Source organism: Paracoccus versutus (assembly GCF_029909795.1).
Taxonomy (GTDB): Bacteria; Pseudomonadota; Alphaproteobacteria; order Rhodobacterales; family Rhodobacteraceae; genus Paracoccus; species Paracoccus versutus.
The window spans coordinates 1,381,853-1,399,805 of record NZ_CP038197.1 but is presented as its reverse complement, the minus strand read 5'-3'; the positions used below and the strand labels follow the sequence as shown (position 1 = coordinate 1,399,805).

Genomic DNA, 17,953 nt, shown 5'->3' with positions numbered 1-17,953 from the left:
ACCCCCGTGGATATTTCCACACGGAAGACATGTAAACGCCGGGCCGTTGTGGTGGAAGGGTGTGTGGGGTAGGTCTGGCGCGGGAAACGGAGCGGGTCATGCTGACACGGCGGGCGATTCTGGCCGGGATGGCGGCGGCGATGGCGGCGGGGCCGGTGGCGGCGGCGGCCGGGTTGCAGTTGCTGATGGTGCGGCGCCGGGGCTGCGTCTATTGCGCGCAATGGGATCGCGAGATCGCCCCGGTCTATGCGCGGCATCCCGAGGGGCGGGCGGTGCCGCTGCTGATGGTCGACCGAGACGGGCCCTGGCCCGACGGGCTGGTGCTGGCGCGGCGGCCCTGGCTGACGCCCACCTTCATCCTGCTGCAAGGCGGGGTCGAGCAGGTGCGCGTCGAGGGCTATCCGGGGCGGGAGCGGTTCTTCGGGGTCTTGCGCGATATGATGGCAGCAGTGGCGGGTTGAGAGGGCGGGCTGAGGCTTTCGCCTTGCGCCGCTTTGGGTTATCCGGGCCTACAGTAAGCACTTACTTAACACGGGTCAGCCATGCACGACATCCGCGCCATCCGCGAAAATCCCGCCGCCTTCGACGCTGCGCTTGGCTTGCGCAACATGGCCCCGGTTTCGCCCGAGATCCTGTCGCTGGATGCCGACCGCCGGTCCCGCATCGCCGCCGCCGAGACCGCCCAGGCCGAGCAGAACCGGGCCAGCAAGGAGGCCGGCGCCGCCAAGGGCCGCGGCGATGATGCCGAGTTCCAGCGGCTGCGCGCCCTGGTAACCGCCAAGAAGGACGAGACCTCCCGGCTACAGGCCGAGGCCGCGGCGCTGGATGCGAAACTGCGCGAGTTGTTGCTGGCCGTTCCGAACCTGCCCCTGGAGAGCGTGCCGGCGGGCCAGGACGAGGATGACAATGTCGAGATCCGGCGCTGGGGCGAGCCCCGTGCCTTCGACTTTGCCCCGCGCGAGCATTTCGAGATCGCGGGTGTCCGCCCCGGCATGGATTTCGAGACCGCCGCCAAGCTTTCGGGCGCGCGCTTCGTGGTGCTGAAGGGCGGCGTCGCCCGCATCCATCGCGCGCTGGCGCAGTTCATGCTGGACCTGCATGTCGCCGAGCATGGGCTGGAAGAGACCTGGGCGCCGGTGCTGGTCCTGTCCGAGATGATGGAGGGCACCGGGCAATTGCCGAAATTCGGCGAGGACAGCTATCAGACCCGCGAGGGCTGGTGGCTGATCCCGACATCCGAGGTCACGCTGACCAATACCGTGAACGGCGACCTGGTCGATCATGCCAGCCTGCCGCGGCGCCTGGTGGCGCATAGCCAGTGCTTCCGGTCCGAGGCCGGCAGCGCCGGGCGCGACACCGCGGGAATGCTGCGCCAGCACCAGTTCGAGAAGGTCGAGATGGTCTCGATCACCGATGCGGAATCGGGGGTGGCGGAACATGCCCGCATGACCCGCTGTGCCGAGACGGTGCTGGAGCGGCTGGGCCTGCCCTATCGCACCATCGTGCTGTGCGGCGGCGACATGGGCTTCGGCGCCCGCATCACCCATGACCTGGAAGTCTGGCTGCCGGGGCAGGGCCGGTATCGCGAGATTTCCTCGGTCAGCTATTGCGGCGATTTCCAGGCGCGGCGGATGAATGCGCGCTATCGCCCGGCCGGCGGCGGCAAGCCCGAGTTCGTCCATACGCTGAACGGCTCGGGCCTGGCGGTGGGGCGCACGCTGATCGCGGTGCTGGAGAACGGCCAGCAGGCGGACGGCTCGGTCCTGCTGCCCGAGGCGCTGCATCCCTATCTGGGCGGCCGGACGCGGCTGGGCGCGGACGGCGTGCTGGCGTGAATTAACAAAAGATAGATCGCGCGAAACCCGCCGCGAGCGGGCGGCGTTTCCTGCCCATGTCTCGCGCGGGCGCCCTGTTGCTGATCCTGGCAGTGCTGGTCTTCATTGCCAGCACGCTGCTGCATGCGGTCCAGCCCGGCCCGCCGATGCCGGCCCTGGCGGATGGGGGCTACGGCCTGTCGCCCTGGCAGGGCCTGGGCGATTTTCCCGCCCCTTCGGTCGATCTGTCGGCGCTGTTCCTGCAGCCTCGGGGCCCCGGCATGGCCGGGTTGCTGGGCATGACCTGGCTGGCGCTGGCCTATCACGCCGGGCGGCGCTGGCTTGAGCTGCGCCGGATGCGCCTGGCGCAGGCGGCGGCGCCCGAAGAGGGGGGCGAGCTGCCGCCGCAAAGCCTGGGCCCGCCGACCGCCGGCCACCTGCTGCGGCTGCATCGCCATGACGACAGCCTGGCCGAACATGCGCCGCTGATCGTCGGGCTGCTGGCGGGCGCGGTCTGGCCCTGGCTGCTGCACAGCCATCCCGTCGCCGCCTTCCTGCTGTCGGCGGCCATGCTGGCGGGCTTCCTGGCGGCGGCGCTGCGGGGGGTCCGGGTCGGCAGCCTGGTGCAGCGCAGCTCGGCGCTGGGCTTCGTGGCGGGCTGGGGGCTGCTGGTCAGCTTTGCCGTCTTTGCCGGGCTGCTGCGCGACCGGCTGGGCGTGCCGCAGGAGGTGGCGGCCGTGGTCGCGCTGCTGATCGGCTCGGTCGCCGCCGTCAGCGTGCAGTTGCGGCTGGGACGGCGGATCGGCTTCAGCGTGGCGCTGATCTGGGGGCTGATCGGCATCGCCGCGGCCACCGTCACCAGCGCTGCGGCCATTGCCACCATGACCGTCATCGCCATCGCCATCATTGCCGTGGCGCTGGTGCGGGTGTTGACCTAGGCGGCGGCCGCCCGCCTAGCTGCCCTTGGGCTTTTGCCGCTGCCTGTGCTTGGAGAGCGCGCCGGACTGGCTGATCTTGCTGGCCTTGTCCTTGTAGGGGTTCTTGGTCCCCTGGTCGCGGAAGGTCAGCCGGATCGGCGTGCCCGGCATGTCGAAATCGGCCCGCAGCCCGTTGACGAGATAGCGCTGGTAGCTGTCGGGCAGCTTGTCGGTATGGGTCGCCATGACCACGAAGGCCGGCGGCCGGGTCTTGACCTGGGTGATATAGCGCAGGCGGATGCGGCGGCCGCCGGGCGCGGGCGGCGGATGCGCCTCGGTCATGGCGGAAAGCCACTGGTTCAGCCGGGCGGTGGGGATGCGGCGGTTCCAGACCTCATGCGCCTTCAGGATGGCGTTGTGCAGCCGGTCCAGCCCCTTGCCGGTGCGGGCCGAGACCGTGACCAGGGGCGCGCCCTTCAGCTGCGGCAAGAGCCGCTCGAAGGCCTCGCGCAGTTCCTTGAGCTTTTCGGGCTTGTCCTCTTCCAGATCCCATTTGTTCGCGGCGACGACCACGGCGCGGCCCTCGGTCTCGGCGAAATCGGCGATGCGCAGGTCTTGCTGCTCGAAGGGGATGCCGACGTCCAGAAGCACCACCACCACCTCGGCAAAGCGCACGGCGCGCAGGCCGTCGGCGACGGAAAGCTTTTCCACCTTGTCGGTGACGCGCGCCTTCTTACGCATGCCGGCGGTGTCGAAGATGCGGACCGGCGTGCCCATGAAATTCGTGCTGACGCTGATCGAATCGCGGGTGATGCCGGCCTCGGGGCCGGTCAGCAGCCGGTCCTCGCCCAGGATCTTGTTGATGAGCGTCGACTTGCCGGCATTCGGCCGGCCGATCACCGCGATCTGCAAGGGTTTCTGCGGGCTGGGGCGCCAGTCCTCGTCCTCGTCGCCATCCTCGACGGCGACATCGGTTTCCGGCGCCTGCTGGACGTTCTGCGCCTCGAACTGCTCGGCCAGGGGCAAGAGCGCGCGGTAGAGGTCGTCCATGCCCTCGCCATGCTCGGCCGAGATGCGCAGGGGCTCGCCCAGGCCAAGCGCATAGGCCTCCATCGCGCCCGCCTCGCCGGCGCGGCCCTCGGCCTTGTTGGCGGCCAGTATGACGTGCTTCGCGCGCTTGCGCAGGATGTCGGCGAAATATTCGTCGGCCGCGGTCACGCCGACGCGGGCGTCGATCACGAACAGGCAGACATCGGCCTCGTCCACCGCGCGTTCGGTCAGGCGGCGCATGCGGCCTTGCAGGCTGTCGTCCTCGGCGATCTCCAGCCCGGCCGAATCGACGACGATGAAGCGCAGGTCGCCCAGCCGCCCCGCGCCCTCGCGCAGGTCGCGGGTCACGCCGGGCTGGTCGTCGACCAATGCCAGGCGCTTGCCGACAAGGCGGTTGAACAGCGTGGACTTGCCGACATTGGGGCGCCCGACAATGGCGAGGGTAAAGCTCATCTGTATGCGATCAACTGGCCGTCATGGGTGACGACGTAAAGGGTCTGGCCCGCGACGGCCGGGCCTGCCGCGGCGCCGCCGGGGATCTGGGCGGTGCCGATCAGCGCGCCCGAGGCGGGATCGAAGACGCGCAGATAGCCGTCCGACGAGGCAAGGTAAAGCTTGGAACCGGCCAGCACCGGGCCGTAATGGTTCCAGACCCGGTCCTGCTTGCGGATGACCTGTTCGGTGAAATAGGGCAGCTTCTGCGCCCAGACCCGGCCGCCGTTGGCCGCGTCCAGCCGGATCAGCTGTGCCTGGTCGTTGACCAGGAAGACCGAGTTGCCGGCGGCCAGCACCGGGCTGGCCGCGCCCTCGCGCGCGTGCCATTTCATCGTGCCGGTGGTCAGGTCATAGGCGCCGACGCCGCCGGCGCTGGTGCCGGCATAAAGCGTATTGCCCAGGATGACCGGGTCGCCGGTCATGTCGCGGAAATAGCTGACCGCGCGGCCCAGCCGGGTGCCGCCGACATTGGCGACCCAAAGCTGGCTGCCGTCGCCGGCGTCGACGCCCGCCAGCGCGCCGGTGTTCGACGGAAAGACCACCGTGCCGCCCGAAACCGCGGGCGAGGGGGCGCCCATCACCCCGGCCATGTCCTTGTTGCCGAAGCTGCGCCACAGCACCTTGCCGTCATTGGCGCGCACCGCCCAGCCGGTCTGTTCGCGGTCCATCACATAGACCACGCCATTCGCGACCGTGGGCGCGCCGCCGATGGTCGAGCCGACCTTCTGCCGCCAGGCGACGCCGCCGGTGCGGGCATCCAGCGCCACCAGCTCGCCATAGCCGGTCGAGGCGAAGACGCGGTTGCCCTCGAAGGCCAGCCCGCCGCCCGAGACGCTGCGGTCGCTTTCGCCGGCCGGGCGCAGGTCCACGCTCCAGACCCGGCCGCCGCCGGTGGTGGTGGCGGTGACGGTGGATTGGCTGTCCAGCGCAAAGACCAGCCCGCCCGCGACCACCGGGTCGGCGGTGATGCGGTGGCGCTTGTCCGAGGCCGCGCCGATGGGCGCGGCCCAGATCCGCTGCGTGCCGGCGCCAAGCGCGGCATTGCCCGGCGCATGGGCGGCATTGCCGGCGCGCTGCGGCCAGTCGGCATTGGCGCGCACCGGCGGCAGCGACAGGGCGGCGGTGGTCGGCGCCTGCGCGCCCTCGGTCGCGGGGCTGTCGGGGGACAGCACGGCGCGCGGGTCCAGCCGTTCGCCGGGCAGGATGGTGTCGCGCTCGGCGCAGGCCGAAAGGGCGGTCAGGCCAGCCAGAGCGGCGATCAGGGACAGCCTCGTCATCGCTTTCTCCTTTATCCGGGCCGGGGTGACATCGGGTTTCGGCCGCGGGCGCGTTGGTTCGGTTTGCCGGCGGGACCGGCCATCAGTTCGCGGCGGGGGCCGGCATGGTCTGGGGCACGGGGCCTTCGGCGGGCTCGGGCTCGACCCCCAGGGTGATCATCATCTCGGACAGGCGGCGGCGCAAGGGCTCGGACAGCCCGTCCTTTTGCTGGATCTGGCCGATCAGCATCACCGCATCCTCGGTGCGGCCGGCGCCGATCAGCGCCACCGCCTTCTGTTCCAGCGCCAGCAGCTCGAAGGGCGCGCCGGGCTTGGAGAGATCCGCCAGCAGCCGGTCGCGTTCGGCCGCATCCATCGCCGGGCCCGCCACCATCACCGCCTTGAGCAGCGCAAGATCGCGCAGCACCGCATCGTTGCGCAGCCCCTCGGCCGCGGCCTTCAGCCGCTCGGCGGCCTTCTGCGGCAGGCCGGCCTCGGCCTCTGCGCCGGCGGCCAGCATCTCGGCCAGCAGCTTGCGGCCGGCCGAGCCGGCGGGATCGACGGTGGAAAGCGCGGCGATCGGATCCTGGCCCTGGCGCGCGGCCAGGACGGCGTCGCCCCAGGCCTCGGCCCGGCTTTCGGCCTGGCTGCCGGAATATTCCCGCCAGGCGGCGCCGCCGACGATGCCCAGGATCACCAGGAGCGCGATCCAGCCATAGCGGCGGAACAGCGCGAACAGCCGGTCGCGGCGCAGATCCTCGGTGACCTCGTCGATGAAGCTGTCGTTCTGATTGGCCATGTCGCCCCCGGATGTTCTTTCGCGCTGTTCTATACGCGGTTTCACCCGTTTGCCAATGGCGGGGCGTGCCGGGACTGGCGCAGGGCCGAGGCGGAATAGATCGCCAGCGCCGCCCAGATCATCGCAAAGGCGATCATGTGCCAGCCGGTGAAGGGCTCGCCGAAAAGCAGCACGGCGCACAGGAATTGCAGCGTCGGGTTCAGGTAGAACATCAGCCCCAGCGTGGCCATGCCCACCCGCCGCGCGGCATAGCTGAACAGGATCAGCGGCACCGCCGTCACCGCGCCCGAGGCGACCAGCAGCAGCGTGTCCGGCAGATTCGCGCCGAAGCCCAGCGGCTTGGCCAGAGGCGCGGGCATCGCGCCCAGCGACTGGGCGACCAGCCAGCCAAGCGCCAGCGGCGCCAGCAGCGCGACCTCGGCCGCGACGGAAAGCACCGGCCCCAGCGGCAGCGCCTTCTTGACCGCGCCGTAGAGGACGAAGGTCAGCGCCAGCCCCAGGCTGATCCAGGGGGCGACGCCCAGGCCCCAGGTCAGCAGCGCCACCGCCAGCGCCGCCAGCAGGACCGCCAGCGCCTGCACGCGGGTCAGGCTTTCGCCGAAGAACAGCACCCCCATGACCACCGCGGCCAGGGGAAAGATGTAATAGCCAAGCGAGCTTTGCACGACGTGGCCGGACTGCACCGCCCAGATGAACATGCCCCAGTTGGTCGAGACGGTCAGCGCCGCAAAGGCGATCCGCCCCAGCTGGCGGCCGCTCAGGGCGGCGCGCAGCTGGCCGAACCGGCCCTGGACGCCCAGGATGGCCAGGAACAGCGCCAGCGACCAGATGGTGCGATGCGCCAGCACCTCGACGGTGGGCACGCCGGCCAGCGCGCGATAATAGATCGGCGACAGGCCCCAGGTCACGCAGACCGCGATCATCGCCCAGAAGCCCTTGGTCCATTCGCTCATGCGCGATTCCTTTCGTCCCGCCAGCCATGCGTCCGATTCGCGGCAAGGGCAAGGCCGGGCGCCCACGATCCGGCCAGGGCCGGCCGCGCCGATGGGCAAGAAGCCGGTTCCCCTGGCCTTCCGCCGGGCCTTGGCCGGACGGTGGCCGACGCCGCGGCCGCAGCGCATGGGCAAGGGTGCGCGGGGCCGGTTCCCCTGGCTTCCCGCCGGGCCTTGGCCCCGCAAGGCCACGCGGCCTTCGCCGGGCGCGAGGGAGGGAGGCCGAGGCCCGGCCCGATCCACGGTTGCGAGGCCCAAGGGGACATGCAGCCAGCCGGCCGCGCGGGCTTTCCCTCAGGCGCGGATCTGGCGCGCCTCGTTCAGCAGCATGATCGGGATGCCGCCCCGGATCGGAAAGGCCAGCCCGGCCGCTTCCGAGACCAGCTCCTGCGCCTGCGCGTCATAACGCAGCGTCGTATGCGTCACCGGGCAGACCAGCGCCTCGAGCATGTGGCGGTCGTAGCCGCGTTCGGCGGTGTCGTCGGTCACTGGATCGTCTCCTCGTTGTCGCCGCCGTGCAGGGCGTATTCCAGCAGCCCCTCCAGCAGTTCGCGGCGGCCGGCAAGCACCGGCGCCTCCAGCAGGGCCTGCTTTTCCTCGGGGGCAAAGGGCAGCAGCATGGACAGCGAATTGACCAGCGTCTCCGCCTCCGAAGCCTCGGCGGCATCCCAGTCGGTGGACAGGCCGCGCTGCTCCATGTAGCGGCCCAGCCGCGCCATGAAGCCCTTGCGGTCGAAGCGCGGGTCTTCCTCGGGCTGGAGGGCTAGGTCGCCCTCATAGCCCGACCAGTCCACCTGGCCGCGCAGATAGGGGGTGAAGCCGGGCCGCACCTCGTTCAGCCGAAACCGCGAACGCGCCCGAAGCGAAATCATCAGCCGGCCGTCGTCCAGCTCGGAAAAGGCCACGATCCGGCCCGCGCAGCCGACCGAGGCCAGCGAATCGAGCCCGCCCTCGGCCGGCTGGATCATGCCGATCAGCCGCGAGGGGGTCTTCAGCACGTCCTCGACCATCTGCAGGTAGCGCGGCTCGAAGATCTGCAGGGGCAGGCGGGTGCGGGGCATCAGCACCGCGCCCGGCAGCGGGAACAGCGGGACGGTCTCGGGCAGGTCGATGCCGCGCGCCATGTCAGGCGAAGATCAGCGAGGACAGGCGGCGACGCCCCTTCTGCGCCAGCGGATCGGTGGGCTTCATCGCATCGAAGATGGTCAGAAGCTGCGCCTTGGCCGCGCCCTCGTTCCAGTCGCGGTCGCGGCGGAAGGCCTCCAGAAGCTGGTCGATCGCCTCCTCGACCTCGCCGGCGGCATGCAGCGCGGTGGCATAGTCGAAGCGCGCCTGCTGGTCGGCGGGATCGGCCTCGACCTTCTGGCGCAGCTCGTCCAGGGGGCCGGCGCTCGCGGCCTGCCGCGCCAGCTGCAGCTGCGCGCGCGCCGCCTCGACGGGCGCGGCACTGGCGATGGCGGCGGGCACCTGCGCCAGGGCTTCCTCGGCCCGGTCGGCATGGCCGGCGGCCAGATGGGCGCGGATCAGCCCGCCCCAGGCGGCGGCGTTCTCGGGCTCCTCGCCCAGGATGGCCGAGAAGGTCTCGGCGGCATCCTCGGCCGCGCCTTCGGCGATCATCGCTTCGGCGGCATCCAGCGCCTCGGCCAGCCCGCCGTCATCGCCGCCAAGCGCCACCAGCTTCTCGACGAACTGCTTGATCTGGCTTTGCGGGATCGCGCCCTGGAAACCGTCGACCGGCTGGCCCTGGAAGAAGGCATAGACGGTCGGGATCGACTGCACGCGCAACTGGCCGGCGATCATCTGGTTCTCGTCCACATTGACCTTGGCCATGCGGACGCGGCCCTTGTGGCGGGCGACCTCGGCCTCCAGCTGCGGGCCAAGCGTCTTGCAGGGGCCGCACCAGGGCGCCCAGAAATCGACGATGACCGGCACCTGCATCGAGGCTTCGACCACCTCGGCCATGAAGGTCGCCTCGGACACGTCCTTGATGAAATCGGCAGGGGCGGCATCTTTGGGGGCGGAGCCAAGCTCGAGCATCGGGTATCCTCATGCGAAAGGGTCGCCTCCTAGATGGCGCAGCGACCGGCGCGATGCAAGATTGGCCGCGCCCCGCGCGCCCCTGCGGCGATGCGCCGCAGCGGAGGGGTCAGAGATCGAAGCTGGCCAGCACCGGGACGTGGTCGCTGGGCTGCTGCCAGCCGCGCAGGGGCCGCAGGATGCGGCTGTCGTGGCCGGCATTGGCGATGTCGGGCGTGGCCCAGATATGGTCCAGCCGCCGGCCCTTGTCGGCCGCGTCCCAGTCGCGCGCGCGATAGCTCCACCAGCTGTAGAGCAGGCCCTGCGGGATGTCCTTGCGGGTGATGTCCACCCATTTGCCGGCATCCTGCGCCGCGCCCAGGTGCTCGACCTCGACGGGCGTGTGGCTGACGATCTTCAGCAGCGCCTTGTGGTTCCAGACGTCGTCCTCGCGCGGGGCGATGTTCAGGTCGCCCACCATGATCGAGCGCGCGGGCCGGTCGGCATGGAAGACGTCGCGCATCTCGGTCAGGAAATCCAGCTTCTGGCCGAACTTGACGTTCTGCTCGCGGTCGGGAATGTCGCCGCCCGCCGGGACATAGAAATTGTGGATGGTGACGCCGTTTTCCAGCCGCGCGGCGACATGGCGGGCATGGCCGAGCCCGGCATAGTCGCGGTCGCCCGCATCCTCGATCGGCAGCTTCGACAGGATGGCGACGCCGTTGTAGCCCTTCTGCCCGCGCGCGACGAAATGGTGGTAGCCCAGTGCCCGGAACGCCTCCAGCGGGATCTTCTCGACCGGGCTCTTGGTCTCCTGCAGGCACAGGATGTCCGGGGCTTCCTCGGCCAGCAGGCGGGCGACGAGGCCCTCGCGCAGGCGGACCGAGTTGATGTTCCAGGTGGCGATGGTGAACACGGGCAGGCTCCTTATTCCGGGCGCGACCCTAGGGGGCAAGGCCCGGCTTGTCCATCGCTGCCGGACCGGGGGTTTCACACCCCCGGACCCCCGTGGGATATTTGGACACAGAAGAACAGCACCGAGAGGCTGCTTCTTTCGTGGAAAAATATCCTCTGGGGGTGCGGGGGGCGAAGCGCCCCCGCGGGACGGCGCCCATGGAAAACCCGGCCGCCGGGCTGGGCCGGGGCCGGGTCATCATGTGGCCGCATCCTCCGACCACCGGGCTTCGCAAGCAGAACCCGCAAGCCGCGTGCGGGTTCCGCCGATCGGCATGGATCAGGCGACCAGGCGATAGCCGCCCGATTCCGTGACCAGCAGGCGCGCGTTCGAGGGGTCGGGCTCGATCTTCTGGCGCAGGCGGTAGATATGGGTTTCCAGCGTATGCGTGGTCACGCCGGCATTGTAGCCCCAGACCTCATGCAAGAGCACGTCGCGCGGCACCACCCCGTCCTGGGCGCGATACAGGAATTTCAGGATGTTGGTTTCCTTTTCCGTCAGCCGGATCTTGCGGTCCTTCTGGTCGATCAGCATCTTCATCGCCGGCTTGAACGTATAGGGGCCAAGCTGGAAGATCGCGTCCTCGGACTGCTCATGCGTGCGCAGCTGCGCGCGCAGCCGCGCCAGCAGCACCGGGAACTTGAACGGCTTGGTGATATAGTCGTTCGCCCCCGAATCCAGGCCCAGGATGGTGTCGGCATCGGTGTCGTGGCCGGTCAGCATGACGATGGGGCATTTCACCCCCTGCTTGCGCAGCCGCTTGCACAGCTCGCGCCCGTCGGTATCGGGCAGGCCCACGTCCAGCACCACGAGGTCGAAGATCGCGCCCTTGGTCCTTTCGACCGCCTCATGGCCCGAGCCCGCTTCGAACACCTCGAAATCCTCGGTGGCGACCAATTGCTCGGCCAGCGCCTCGCGCAGGTCATCCTCGTCATCGACCAGCAGGATCTTTTTCAGTCCGGCCATTCTTGCCTCCTTTGGCGTTATGGCGGAAAACTGTGGCGCGGCGCGGCAGGCGTCCAGCGGTTTGCAGCAATTCTCACATGGAGTTGTCGGAAATCCGCCCTATGTTTCAGATTGTTTCAACCATGCTGGCCCGATGACCCTGATCCCGACCCTGACCGAGACCCTGTCGCGCGCCCGCGCCGATCTGCGCATCGGCCTGCCCGTGGTGATCGGCGACCAGCTTGTCGCGGCGGCCGAGACGCTGGCCGCCCCCCGGCTGGAGGCGATGCGCGCGCTTGGCCCGGCCGTGCTGGCCATCACCGGCCCGCGCGCCGAGACGCTGAAGGTCCGGGTCTATGACGGCGACCTGGCGCGGATCGAGGTGCCGGGCGATGCCGATCTGGCCTGGCTGCGCGCGGTGGCCGATCCGGCGGGCGACCTGATGACGCCGATGAAGGGCCCCTTCCGCAGCCCGCGCGGCGGCGATGTGGACGCCCATCGCGCCGGCATCGCGCTGGCGAAATCGGCGCAGCTTCTGCCCGCCGTTCTGGTGGTGCCCGTGGCCGGGCCGGCCGAGGGGCTGACGCGGCTGTCGCCCGGTCCCGCGCTGGCGCAGATGGCGACCGAGGCCGCGATGGCCCCCGTCGCCGCCGCACGCCTGCCGCTGCTGGCGGCCGAGAATTCCAAGCTGCACATCTTCCGCCCCGACACCGGCGAGGCCGAGCATTACGCGGTCGAGATCGGCGCCCCCTCGCGCGCGGCGCCGGTGCTGGCGCGGCTGCATTCGGCCTGCTTCACCGGCGACGTGCTGGGCAGCCTGAAATGCGATTGCGGGCCGCAGCTGCATGCCGCCTTGGCCGCCATGGGCCAGGCGGGCGAGGGGGTGCTGCTTTACCTGAACCAGGAGGGGCGCGGCATCGGCCTGGCCAACAAGATGCGCGCCTATGCCCTGCAGAACCAGGGTTTCGACACGGTCGAGGCCAATCACCGCCTGGGGTTTGAGGATGACGAGCGCGATTTCCGCATCGGCGCCGGCATCCTGAAGAAGATGGGCTTCGGCGCGGTGAGGCTGATGACCAACAATCCGAAAAAGGTCGCCATGCTGGAGGGCCACGGCATCCGCGTGGCCGAGCGCGTGCCGTTGATCACGCCGCGCAACCGCCACAATACCGGCTATCTGGACGTGAAGGCCGCGAAATCGGGCCATCTGCTGTGAGGCTGCTGCTGACGCCCATGGGGCTGCGGGCGGGGTCGCGGGTCATTCCCTGCGCGGTCGGGCGCGGCGGCATCCGCACCGACAAGCGCGAAGGCGACGGCGCGACGCCCGTGGGCCGGCACCGCATCGTCGGGCTGCTCTATCGTCCCGACCGGGTGACGCGGCCGGCGGCCTGGGCGCGGCCGATCCTGCCGGGCGACCTGTGGTGCGATGCATCAGACCATCCGGCCTATAACCATCCGGTGCGCGCGCCCTTCGGCCCCAGCCACGAGGCGATGCGGCGCCCCGATCCGCTTTACGACATCGTGCTGGTGACGGATTGGAACTGGCCCGATGCCCGGCCGGGCGCGGGGTCCGCGATCTTCCTGCACCAATGGCGCCGGCCGGGGTTTCCGACCGCGGGCTGCATCGCCATGGCGCGGCGCGACCTGGCCTGGCTCGCCTCGGCCGTCGCGCCGGGGGATGTGCTGGACATCCCCGCCCTGCCGCGCTGGCCGGGGCGCAAGGCCACGGTGCGGCACGGCAAGGACTGAGGAGGGCAGGGGCTGAGGCGCGTCAGAGCGCCGTATAGCCGCCGTCCACCAGGTGATAGCTGCCGGTGATGAAGCTGGCGCGGTCCGAAAGCAGGAACAGGACAAGCCCCGCCACCTCGTCCGCCCGGCCCAGCCGGCCGACGGGATGGCGGGCGACCAGCGCCTGCTTGACCTCCGGGTCCAGCTGGTCGAGCAGCGGCGTGTCGACGAAGGCCGGGCCGACCGAGTTCACCCGGATGCCCTGCGCCGCATATTCCAGCGCCGCGTTCTTGGTCATGCCCACCACGGCATGCTTGGCCGAGACATAGGCCCCGGCCCCGTTGAACCCGACCGAGCCGAGGATCGAGGCCATGTTCACGATCGCCCCGCCGCCCGATTCCAGCATGGCCGGAATGCCGTAGCGCATGCCATAGAAGACCGCGTTCAGGTTGACGTCGATCACCTTTTGCCAACCGTCCAGCGGGTATTCCCCGACCGGCGCGCTGGGGCCGCCGATGCCGGCATTGTTCACCAGCAGGTGCAGCCCGCCCAGCCCCTTGGCGACCTCGACGGCCTTGCGCACCTGCTCGGGGTCCGAGACGTCGGCCGCCACGGCCTCGGCCCGGCCGCCCGCGGCGACGATCCGCTCGGCGGTGGCGCGGGCCGTCGCTTCATGCAGGTCGGCCGCCACCACCGTGGCGCCCGAGGCGGCCAGTTCCAGCGCGATCGCCTCGCCCAGCCCGGAACCGGCGCCGGTGACAAGGGCGATCTGGTTGTCGAAACGAATATCCATGCGATTCTCCTGCGCGGTTCCGGGACAGCATATCATCCGCCGGGAACCCGTCCCTGCGACCAACCGTATCAATGCGCGGCGGCGGCCTGGGTTCCCGTTACAGCGGCCCGGTCTGCCACAGCCGGATCTTCAGCCCGCCATGGGCGACGTAGGGGCCCGGTTCGCGAAAGGGCAGGCCGGTGGCGCGGGCCAACGGCGCCTCGCTGGTGACAAGGCCGACGCGCCAGCCGCGGAAGCGTTCGCGCAGCACCTCGCCCAGCGTCGCATGCAGGCCGAAAAGCGGACCCTTGTTGCCGATGCGCGCGCCATAGGGCGGGTTGACCATGACCAGGCCCGGCGGGCCTTCGGGGCGGAGGAGATCGCCGATGGCGCGGTTTTCGAAGCTGGTCCAGCCGTCCAGCCCGGCGCGGGCGGCGTTTTCGCGGCTCATGCGGATCGCGCCGGGGTCGCGGTCGCTGCCGTGGTAGCGGGGCTCGGCCGGCGCGGGCGGGGCAGGGGCGTTGCGCATCGCCTGCCATGCCTGCGCGTCGAAGCTTGGCAGCCGTTCGAAGGCGAAAGGCCGCATCCGTCCGGGGCTGAGGCCCGCCGCGATCTCGGCCGCCTCGATGACGAAGGTGCCCGAGCCGCACATCGGGTCCAGCACCGGCTCGGCCCCGTCGAAGCCGCATTGGCGCAGGAACATCGCCGCCATGGTCTCGCGCATCGGCGCCTTGCCCACCGCCTGCTTGTGGCCGCGCCGGTGCAGCGATTCGCCCGATGTGTCCAGGCTGATGGTGCAAAGGTCATCCTCGATGCGGATCTTCAGCGTGACCGGCGCGTCCTCGGCCACGGGGGCGCCCAGGCTGTCGCGGATCGCGGCCTCGATGCGCTGGGTGATGGCGCCGGCGTGATAGATGCGGGACTTGCGGCTGCTGGCCTCGATCCGGATGGGCACGTCCGGGCGCAACCAGTCGGCCCAGGGAAAGCGGCGCGCGCGCTTGTCGAGCTGCGCCGGATGCAGGGCGCGAAAGGCGCCGATGCGCGCGAGGACGCGGGTCGCGCCGCGGATTTCCAGGTTCACCCGCCAGACATCCGCCCAGCCGCCGGTGAACGTGACGCCGCCGGGCTGGGCCTGCGCGTCCCAGCCGAGCGCGCGGGCTTCCGCCGCCAGCGGCTCTTCAAGGCCGGGGGTGGCGACCAGGAAGATCTCCATCCGCGCCGGATCGGCGGCCAGCGGCGCGGCGTCAGGCTGCGGTCGGGGTGGGGTCTTGGCGGATCGGGTCTTGGCGGGCTGGGGCTTGGCGGGTTGGGTCTTGGTGGTGCGGGGCTTCATCGGGTTCCGGCTGGCGAAAGGGCCCCGCATCATGCGCCGGGGCGCGGGCGAAGGCAATCCGTGGCCATTGTCGCCGTTGCGGCGGCAGTATTCCCCGATTGGCGCCATTTCGTGCCATGCGCATCGCCCCTATCTTGGGCGCAACAGGATATAAGGAGAGCATGATGGCCACGAGTGACGCCCCCATCCAGATCGGCCGGGTGGCCCTGATCGTCAACGACCTCGACCGGGTCGGGGATTTCTACCGCTCGGTGATCGGGCTGGAGCGGATTTCCGGCAGCGGCGAAGAGCTGGTGCTGGGCGCGGGCGACAAGCCGCTGCTGGAGTTGCGCCGCGACCGGGCCGCCCGCCCGCAGCCGCAAGAGGCGGGGCTGTTCCATACCGCCTTCCTTCTGCCCGACCGCGCGGCGCTGGGGCGCTGGCTGCGCTTTGTCGCCGGGCGCGGGATCGGGCTCGACGGGGCCTCGGACCACCTGGTCAGCGAGGCGCTCTATCTGCGCGACCCCGAGGGCAACGGCATCGAGGTCTATGCCGACCGTCCCCGCAGCGCCTGGCAGCATGACGGGGCCGAGGTGCGGATGGACACGCTGGCGCTGGACATGGCGGACCTGCTGGCGGCGGACGCGGGCGTCTGGACCGGCGCGCCGGAGGGAAGTGTGGTGGGCCATGTCCACCTGCAGGTGGGCGACGTGGCCGCGGCCGAGGATTTCTGCATGAACCGCCTGGGCATGGAGCGGATGGCGCATCGTTTCGGCGCGAGCTTCTTTGCCACCGGCGGCTATCATCATCATCTGGCAGGCAATGTCTGGAACAGCCGCGGCGCGGGGTTGCGCAGCCCCGGTTCGGCCGGGCTGGCCGAGGTGGTGCTGGCCGCCGATCCCGACCGGCTGCGGGCGCTGGAAGCGGCGGCGTCGCGCGATCCCTGGGGCACCGTCTTCCGCGTCGAGCCCAAGGGTTGAGCGGGGCCGGGGGCTTTGCCCCCGCGCCTCCCGGACCCCTCGATGGGGTCCGGGAGGCGCTCCCCCAGGGTATTTATGCAACGAAGAAGATCAGGCCGGGCGCCAGAGCCCCTCGCGGCGGGTGAAGCGCAGCTGTTCGGGCGGTCGGAAGCCGGGCTCGGTCATGGGCGCGACGTGGCGCTCGACCAGCAGGTCGGGGCCGGCGAACTCCAGCACGGCGAATTCGTTCTGCCGGTCGCCGGGCCGGTCGCACAGCGCGGTGCCGGCCTGGACTTGCAGGATCGGCCGCCCCCGTTCGCCCAGGAAGGCGCCGATCGACCACAGGTGCAGGTGGCCGGTCAGGACCAGCTGCACGCCCTCGGCCTGGAAGCCGGCCAGCGCCGGGGCGGCGCCCTGCATCAGCGCCTTGTCCACCTGCGGGCGCTGCTGCATCGGGTGGTGCAGCGCGACGATGTTGATGCAGGCGGGGTCCAGCCCGGCGATCACCCGCGCCACCTGCGCGGGCGTGACGATGCCGCGCTGCCAGGACATCGGGTCCACGCTGTTGATGCCCTGCACCCGCAGGTTGCCGACATGGCCCACGGGCTCGAGGTTCTGGGCGATGGCGCGCCGCCAGCGGCGCCAGGGGCGCATCATCCGGTCCGCCAGCTTGTAGAGCGGGATGTCGTGGTTGCCGGGCACCGCCAGCAGCGGCGCCTCGATCCGGCGCAGGAAGGCCGCGGCCTGCGCGAATTGCGCCGAGCGGCCGCGATGGGTCAGGTCGCCCGTCACCACCACCAGATCGGCGCGGGCGGCGTTGATGCGGTCGATCAGCGGCTCGACCAGCGGCTTGCGCTCCAGCCCGAAATGCAGGTCCGAGAGATGCAGGATGCGCGTCATCCAGCATCCCGCCCGCCGCTATCGGCCGGGACCAGCACCTTCAGCGCGCCCCGGCGCACGCGGATGCGAAAGGGCGAATCCATCCAGGTCTTTTCGCCGTCATGGGCGACATATTCATGGCGCGGCACGGTCTCCAGCTCGAATTCATCGGCGCAGATCAGGTCGAAATCGGCATAGCGCGCCGTCTTGCCCAGGGCCAGCCGCAGCGCCGAGCGCACCAGCGGCCCCGGCCGCTTCGCCCGCGCCAGCAGCAGCGCCATCTGGCCCTGGCGCACGCAATCGGCCCCTTCCAGCCCGAAGGTGTCGAGCTGGTAGGCGCTTTTCGCCACGAAGGCCAGGGCGGTGGTGAAGCGCCGCTCTTCGCCGTTTGCGCGCACGGTCAGGTGCAGCGGGCGGCGCAGCGTCCACAGCGCCGCCACCGCCGACCAATAGGCCGCCAGCCGCGACCGGCCCCAGCGCCGATAGATGCTTTCGCGGCGCCGCAGGATCTCGGGATAGGCGCCGAAGCTGACATTGTTCAGGAAGATCATGCCGTTCATCTCGCCGACATGGACGCGGCGGATGCGGGGGGCGTCGAAGATCGCCAGCGCCGCCTCGACCGTCTCGCCCGAGCCGAGGTCGCGGGCGAAATAGTTGAAGGTGCCGCCGGGGATCACCGCCATCGCCGCCGGGGTGCCGGCGACCGCGCCGGCCACGGCCGCCTGGGTGCCGTCGCCGCCGGCGGCGACGATCAGGTCGAACCCCTCGGCCACCGCCTCGCGCGCCATGGCGGGCAGGTCGGCACCCTTGCCGGTGCCGCGGAACCGAAGCTCGGCCACCCGGCCCTGCAAGGCCGCGCGCAGCTTGCCCGCGATGTCGTCGCCCGCCTCGCGCCCCGAGCCCATGTTCACGATAGCGCAGACCCGCGCCCTGGCCAGGTCGAAATCGGGGCTTGCTGCCGGCTCGTCCTGGCCGTTCATGTCCTGGTCCTTTCCGCATTGCCACGCCCCCCGAACCCGCGGCCCCGGCGCCCGGTTCCGGTTCCCGCCGGGGCCGGGGTTGCG

At 70.6% G+C, this 17,953-nt stretch carries 19 protein-coding genes; 6 read left to right on the top strand and 13 right to left on the bottom strand.

Translation table 11 applies throughout. The features are described 5' to 3' along the window. Nucleotides 1–98 precede the first annotated feature (98 nt). The 3 genes from E3U25_RS18185 (at nt 99) to E3U25_RS18175 (ending at nt 2,752) form a co-directional block, all read left to right on the top strand. Nucleotides 99–461, top strand: coding sequence for a thioredoxin domain-containing protein (locus E3U25_RS18185; RefSeq protein ID WP_116221975.1), 363 nt, complete (start codon nt 99–101; stop codon nt 459–461). Between the two features lie 81 nt (nt 462–542). Then, nucleotides 543–1,835 carry a serine--tRNA ligase gene (serS, locus tag E3U25_RS18180; protein WP_116221976.1) on the top strand — a complete coding sequence of 431 codons (1,293 nt, stop codon included), beginning with the start codon at nt 543–545 and terminating at the stop codon, nt 1,833–1,835. Nucleotides 1,836–1,912: 77 nt separating this feature from the next. Further along, nucleotides 1,913–2,752: a hypothetical protein gene (locus E3U25_RS18175; RefSeq protein WP_244295161.1), complete on the top strand. Its 840-nt coding sequence runs from the start codon at nt 1,913–1,915 to the stop codon at nt 2,750–2,752. 15 nt (nt 2,753–2,767) lie between these two features. On the opposite strand, the gene der is transcribed toward E3U25_RS18175, so the two are convergent. From der to E3U25_RS18130, 9 genes are all read right to left on the bottom strand, one after another. Then, nucleotides 2,768–4,234 carry a ribosome biogenesis GTPase Der gene (gene der, locus E3U25_RS18170; protein ID WP_036757010.1) on the bottom strand — a complete coding sequence of 489 codons (1,467 nt, stop codon included), beginning with the start codon at nt 4,232–4,234 and terminating at the stop codon, nt 2,768–2,770. Continuing rightward, entirely contained in the window at nt 4,231–5,553 is a 1,323-nt protein-coding gene (locus E3U25_RS18165; RefSeq protein ID WP_116221978.1) for a PQQ-binding-like beta-propeller repeat protein, read from the bottom strand. Before E3U25_RS18165 ends, der begins: the two co-directional genes overlap by 4 nt. 82 nt (nt 5,554–5,635) lie before the next feature. Then, nucleotides 5,636–6,331 carry a tetratricopeptide repeat protein gene (locus tag E3U25_RS18160; RefSeq protein ID WP_116221979.1) on the bottom strand — a complete coding sequence of 232 codons (696 nt, stop codon included), beginning with the start codon at nt 6,329–6,331 and terminating at the stop codon, nt 5,636–5,638. A gap of 41 nt (nt 6,332–6,372) precedes the next feature. Continuing rightward, the gene (gene rarD / locus E3U25_RS18155; RefSeq protein WP_116222424.1) at nt 6,373–7,284 is read right to left on the bottom strand and encodes an EamA family transporter RarD; all 912 of its coding nucleotides are present in this window, start codon (nt 7,282–7,284) and stop codon (nt 6,373–6,375) included. Nucleotides 7,285–7,617: 333 nt separating this feature from the next. Next, nucleotides 7,618–7,773: a Trm112 family protein gene (locus E3U25_RS18150; protein ID WP_116171088.1), complete on the bottom strand. Its 156-nt coding sequence runs from the start codon at nt 7,771–7,773 to the stop codon at nt 7,618–7,620. A gap of 35 nt (nt 7,774–7,808) precedes the next feature. Next, nucleotides 7,809–8,447 (bottom strand): LON peptidase substrate-binding domain-containing protein, encoded by a 639-nt coding sequence (locus E3U25_RS18145; protein ID WP_036757024.1) that lies wholly within the window; start codon nt 8,445–8,447, stop codon nt 7,809–7,811. Between the two features lies 1 nt (nt 8,448). After that, nucleotides 8,449–9,360: a thioredoxin family protein gene (locus tag E3U25_RS18140; RefSeq protein WP_116221980.1), complete on the bottom strand. Its 912-nt coding sequence runs from the start codon at nt 9,358–9,360 to the stop codon at nt 8,449–8,451. 109 nt (nt 9,361–9,469) lie between these two features. Next, nucleotides 9,470–10,255: an exodeoxyribonuclease III gene (locus E3U25_RS18135; RefSeq protein WP_036757029.1), complete on the bottom strand. Its 786-nt coding sequence runs from the start codon at nt 10,253–10,255 to the stop codon at nt 9,470–9,472. A gap of 318 nt (nt 10,256–10,573) precedes the next feature. Next, nucleotides 10,574–11,260 carry a response regulator transcription factor gene (locus E3U25_RS18130; RefSeq protein WP_036757032.1) on the bottom strand — a complete coding sequence of 229 codons (687 nt, stop codon included), beginning with the start codon at nt 11,258–11,260 and terminating at the stop codon, nt 10,574–10,576. Between the two features lie 133 nt (nt 11,261–11,393). Here E3U25_RS18130 and ribA point away from each other — a divergent pair, with 133 nt between their 5' ends. Together ribA and E3U25_RS18120 are read left to right on the top strand one after the other, a co-directional pair. Then, nucleotides 11,394–12,455, top strand: coding sequence for a GTP cyclohydrolase II (gene ribA, locus E3U25_RS18125; protein WP_116221981.1), 1,062 nt, complete (start codon nt 11,394–11,396; stop codon nt 12,453–12,455). Between the two features lie 17 nt (nt 12,456–12,472). Next, nucleotides 12,473–12,988, top strand: coding sequence for a L,D-transpeptidase family protein (locus tag E3U25_RS18120; RefSeq protein ID WP_116171089.1), 516 nt, complete (start codon nt 12,473–12,475; stop codon nt 12,986–12,988). 22 nt (nt 12,989–13,010) lie between these two features. Here E3U25_RS18120 and E3U25_RS18115 read toward each other — a convergent pair whose 3' ends face one another. Further along, entirely contained in the window at nt 13,011–13,760 is a 750-nt protein-coding gene (locus E3U25_RS18115) for an SDR family NAD(P)-dependent oxidoreductase (protein WP_116221982.1), read from the bottom strand. A 97-nt stretch (nt 13,761–13,857) separates the two neighbouring features. Beyond that, nucleotides 13,858–15,072, bottom strand: a complete 1,215-nt coding sequence (locus tag E3U25_RS18110; RefSeq protein WP_116222425.1) for a THUMP domain-containing class I SAM-dependent RNA methyltransferase — start codon at nt 15,070–15,072, stop codon at nt 13,858–13,860. Nucleotides 15,073–15,236: 164 nt separating this feature from the next. On the opposite strand from E3U25_RS18110, the gene E3U25_RS18105 reads away from it, so the two are divergent. Then, nucleotides 15,237–16,031, top strand: a complete 795-nt coding sequence (locus E3U25_RS18105) for a VOC family protein (RefSeq protein ID WP_116222426.1) — start codon at nt 15,237–15,239, stop codon at nt 16,029–16,031. A gap of 90 nt (nt 16,032–16,121) precedes the next feature. Here the strand turns inward: E3U25_RS18105 and E3U25_RS18100 are convergent, their stop codons facing one another. Both E3U25_RS18100 and E3U25_RS18095 read right to left on the bottom strand, forming a co-directional pair. Next, nucleotides 16,122–16,910: a metallophosphoesterase family protein gene (locus E3U25_RS18100; protein ID WP_116221983.1), complete on the bottom strand. Its 789-nt coding sequence runs from the start codon at nt 16,908–16,910 to the stop codon at nt 16,122–16,124. Continuing rightward, entirely contained in the window at nt 16,907–17,869 is a 963-nt protein-coding gene (locus E3U25_RS18095) for a diacylglycerol/lipid kinase family protein (RefSeq protein WP_116221984.1), read from the bottom strand. Before E3U25_RS18095 ends, E3U25_RS18100 begins: the two co-directional genes overlap by 4 nt. Nucleotides 17,870–17,953 lie beyond the last annotated feature (84 nt).

Excerpts from the sequence above, each read along its gene's own strand:
- E3U25_RS18185 (WP_116221975.1), top strand. The coding sequence starts at position 99 with ATGCTGACACGGCGGGCGATTCTGGCCGGGATGGCGGCGGCGATGGCG.
- serS (WP_116221976.1), top strand. The coding sequence starts at position 543 with ATGCACGACATCCGCGCCATCCGCGAAAATCCCGCCGCCTTCGACGCT.
- der (WP_036757010.1), bottom strand. The coding sequence starts at position 4,234 with ATGAGCTTTACCCTCGCCATTGTCGGGCGCCCCAATGTCGGCAAGTCC.
- E3U25_RS18165 (WP_116221978.1), bottom strand. The coding sequence starts at position 5,553 with ATGACGAGGCTGTCCCTGATCGCCGCTCTGGCTGGCCTGACCGCCCTT.
- E3U25_RS18160 (WP_116221979.1), bottom strand. The coding sequence starts at position 6,331 with ATGGCCAATCAGAACGACAGCTTCATCGACGAGGTCACCGAGGATCTG.
- rarD (WP_116222424.1), bottom strand. The coding sequence starts at position 7,284 with ATGAGCGAATGGACCAAGGGCTTCTGGGCGATGATCGCGGTCTGCGTG.
- E3U25_RS18150 (WP_116171088.1), bottom strand. The coding sequence starts at position 7,773 with ATGCTCGAGGCGCTGGTCTGCCCGGTGACGCATACGACGCTGCGTTAT.
- E3U25_RS18145 (WP_036757024.1), bottom strand. The coding sequence starts at position 8,447 with ATGGCGCGCGGCATCGACCTGCCCGAGACCGTCCCGCTGTTCCCGCTG.
- E3U25_RS18140 (WP_116221980.1), bottom strand. The coding sequence starts at position 9,360 with ATGCTCGAGCTTGGCTCCGCCCCCAAAGATGCCGCCCCTGCCGATTTC.
- E3U25_RS18130 (WP_036757032.1), bottom strand. The coding sequence starts at position 11,260 with ATGGCCGGACTGAAAAAGATCCTGCTGGTCGATGACGAGGATGACCTG.
- ribA (WP_116221981.1), top strand. The coding sequence starts at position 11,394 with ATGACCCTGATCCCGACCCTGACCGAGACCCTGTCGCGCGCCCGCGCC.
- E3U25_RS18120 (WP_116171089.1), top strand. The coding sequence starts at position 12,473 with ATGGGGCTGCGGGCGGGGTCGCGGGTCATTCCCTGCGCGGTCGGGCGC.
- E3U25_RS18115 (WP_116221982.1), bottom strand. The coding sequence starts at position 13,760 with ATGGATATTCGTTTCGACAACCAGATCGCCCTTGTCACCGGCGCCGGT.
- E3U25_RS18110 (WP_116222425.1), bottom strand. The coding sequence starts at position 15,072 with ATGAAGCCCCGCACCACCAAGACCCAACCCGCCAAGCCCCAGCCCGCC.
- E3U25_RS18105 (WP_116222426.1), top strand. The coding sequence starts at position 15,237 with ATGGCCACGAGTGACGCCCCCATCCAGATCGGCCGGGTGGCCCTGATC.
- E3U25_RS18100 (WP_116221983.1), bottom strand. The coding sequence starts at position 16,910 with ATGACGCGCATCCTGCATCTCTCGGACCTGCATTTCGGGCTGGAGCGC.
- E3U25_RS18095 (WP_116221984.1), bottom strand. The coding sequence starts at position 17,869 with ATGAACGGCCAGGACGAGCCGGCAGCAAGCCCCGATTTCGACCTGGCC.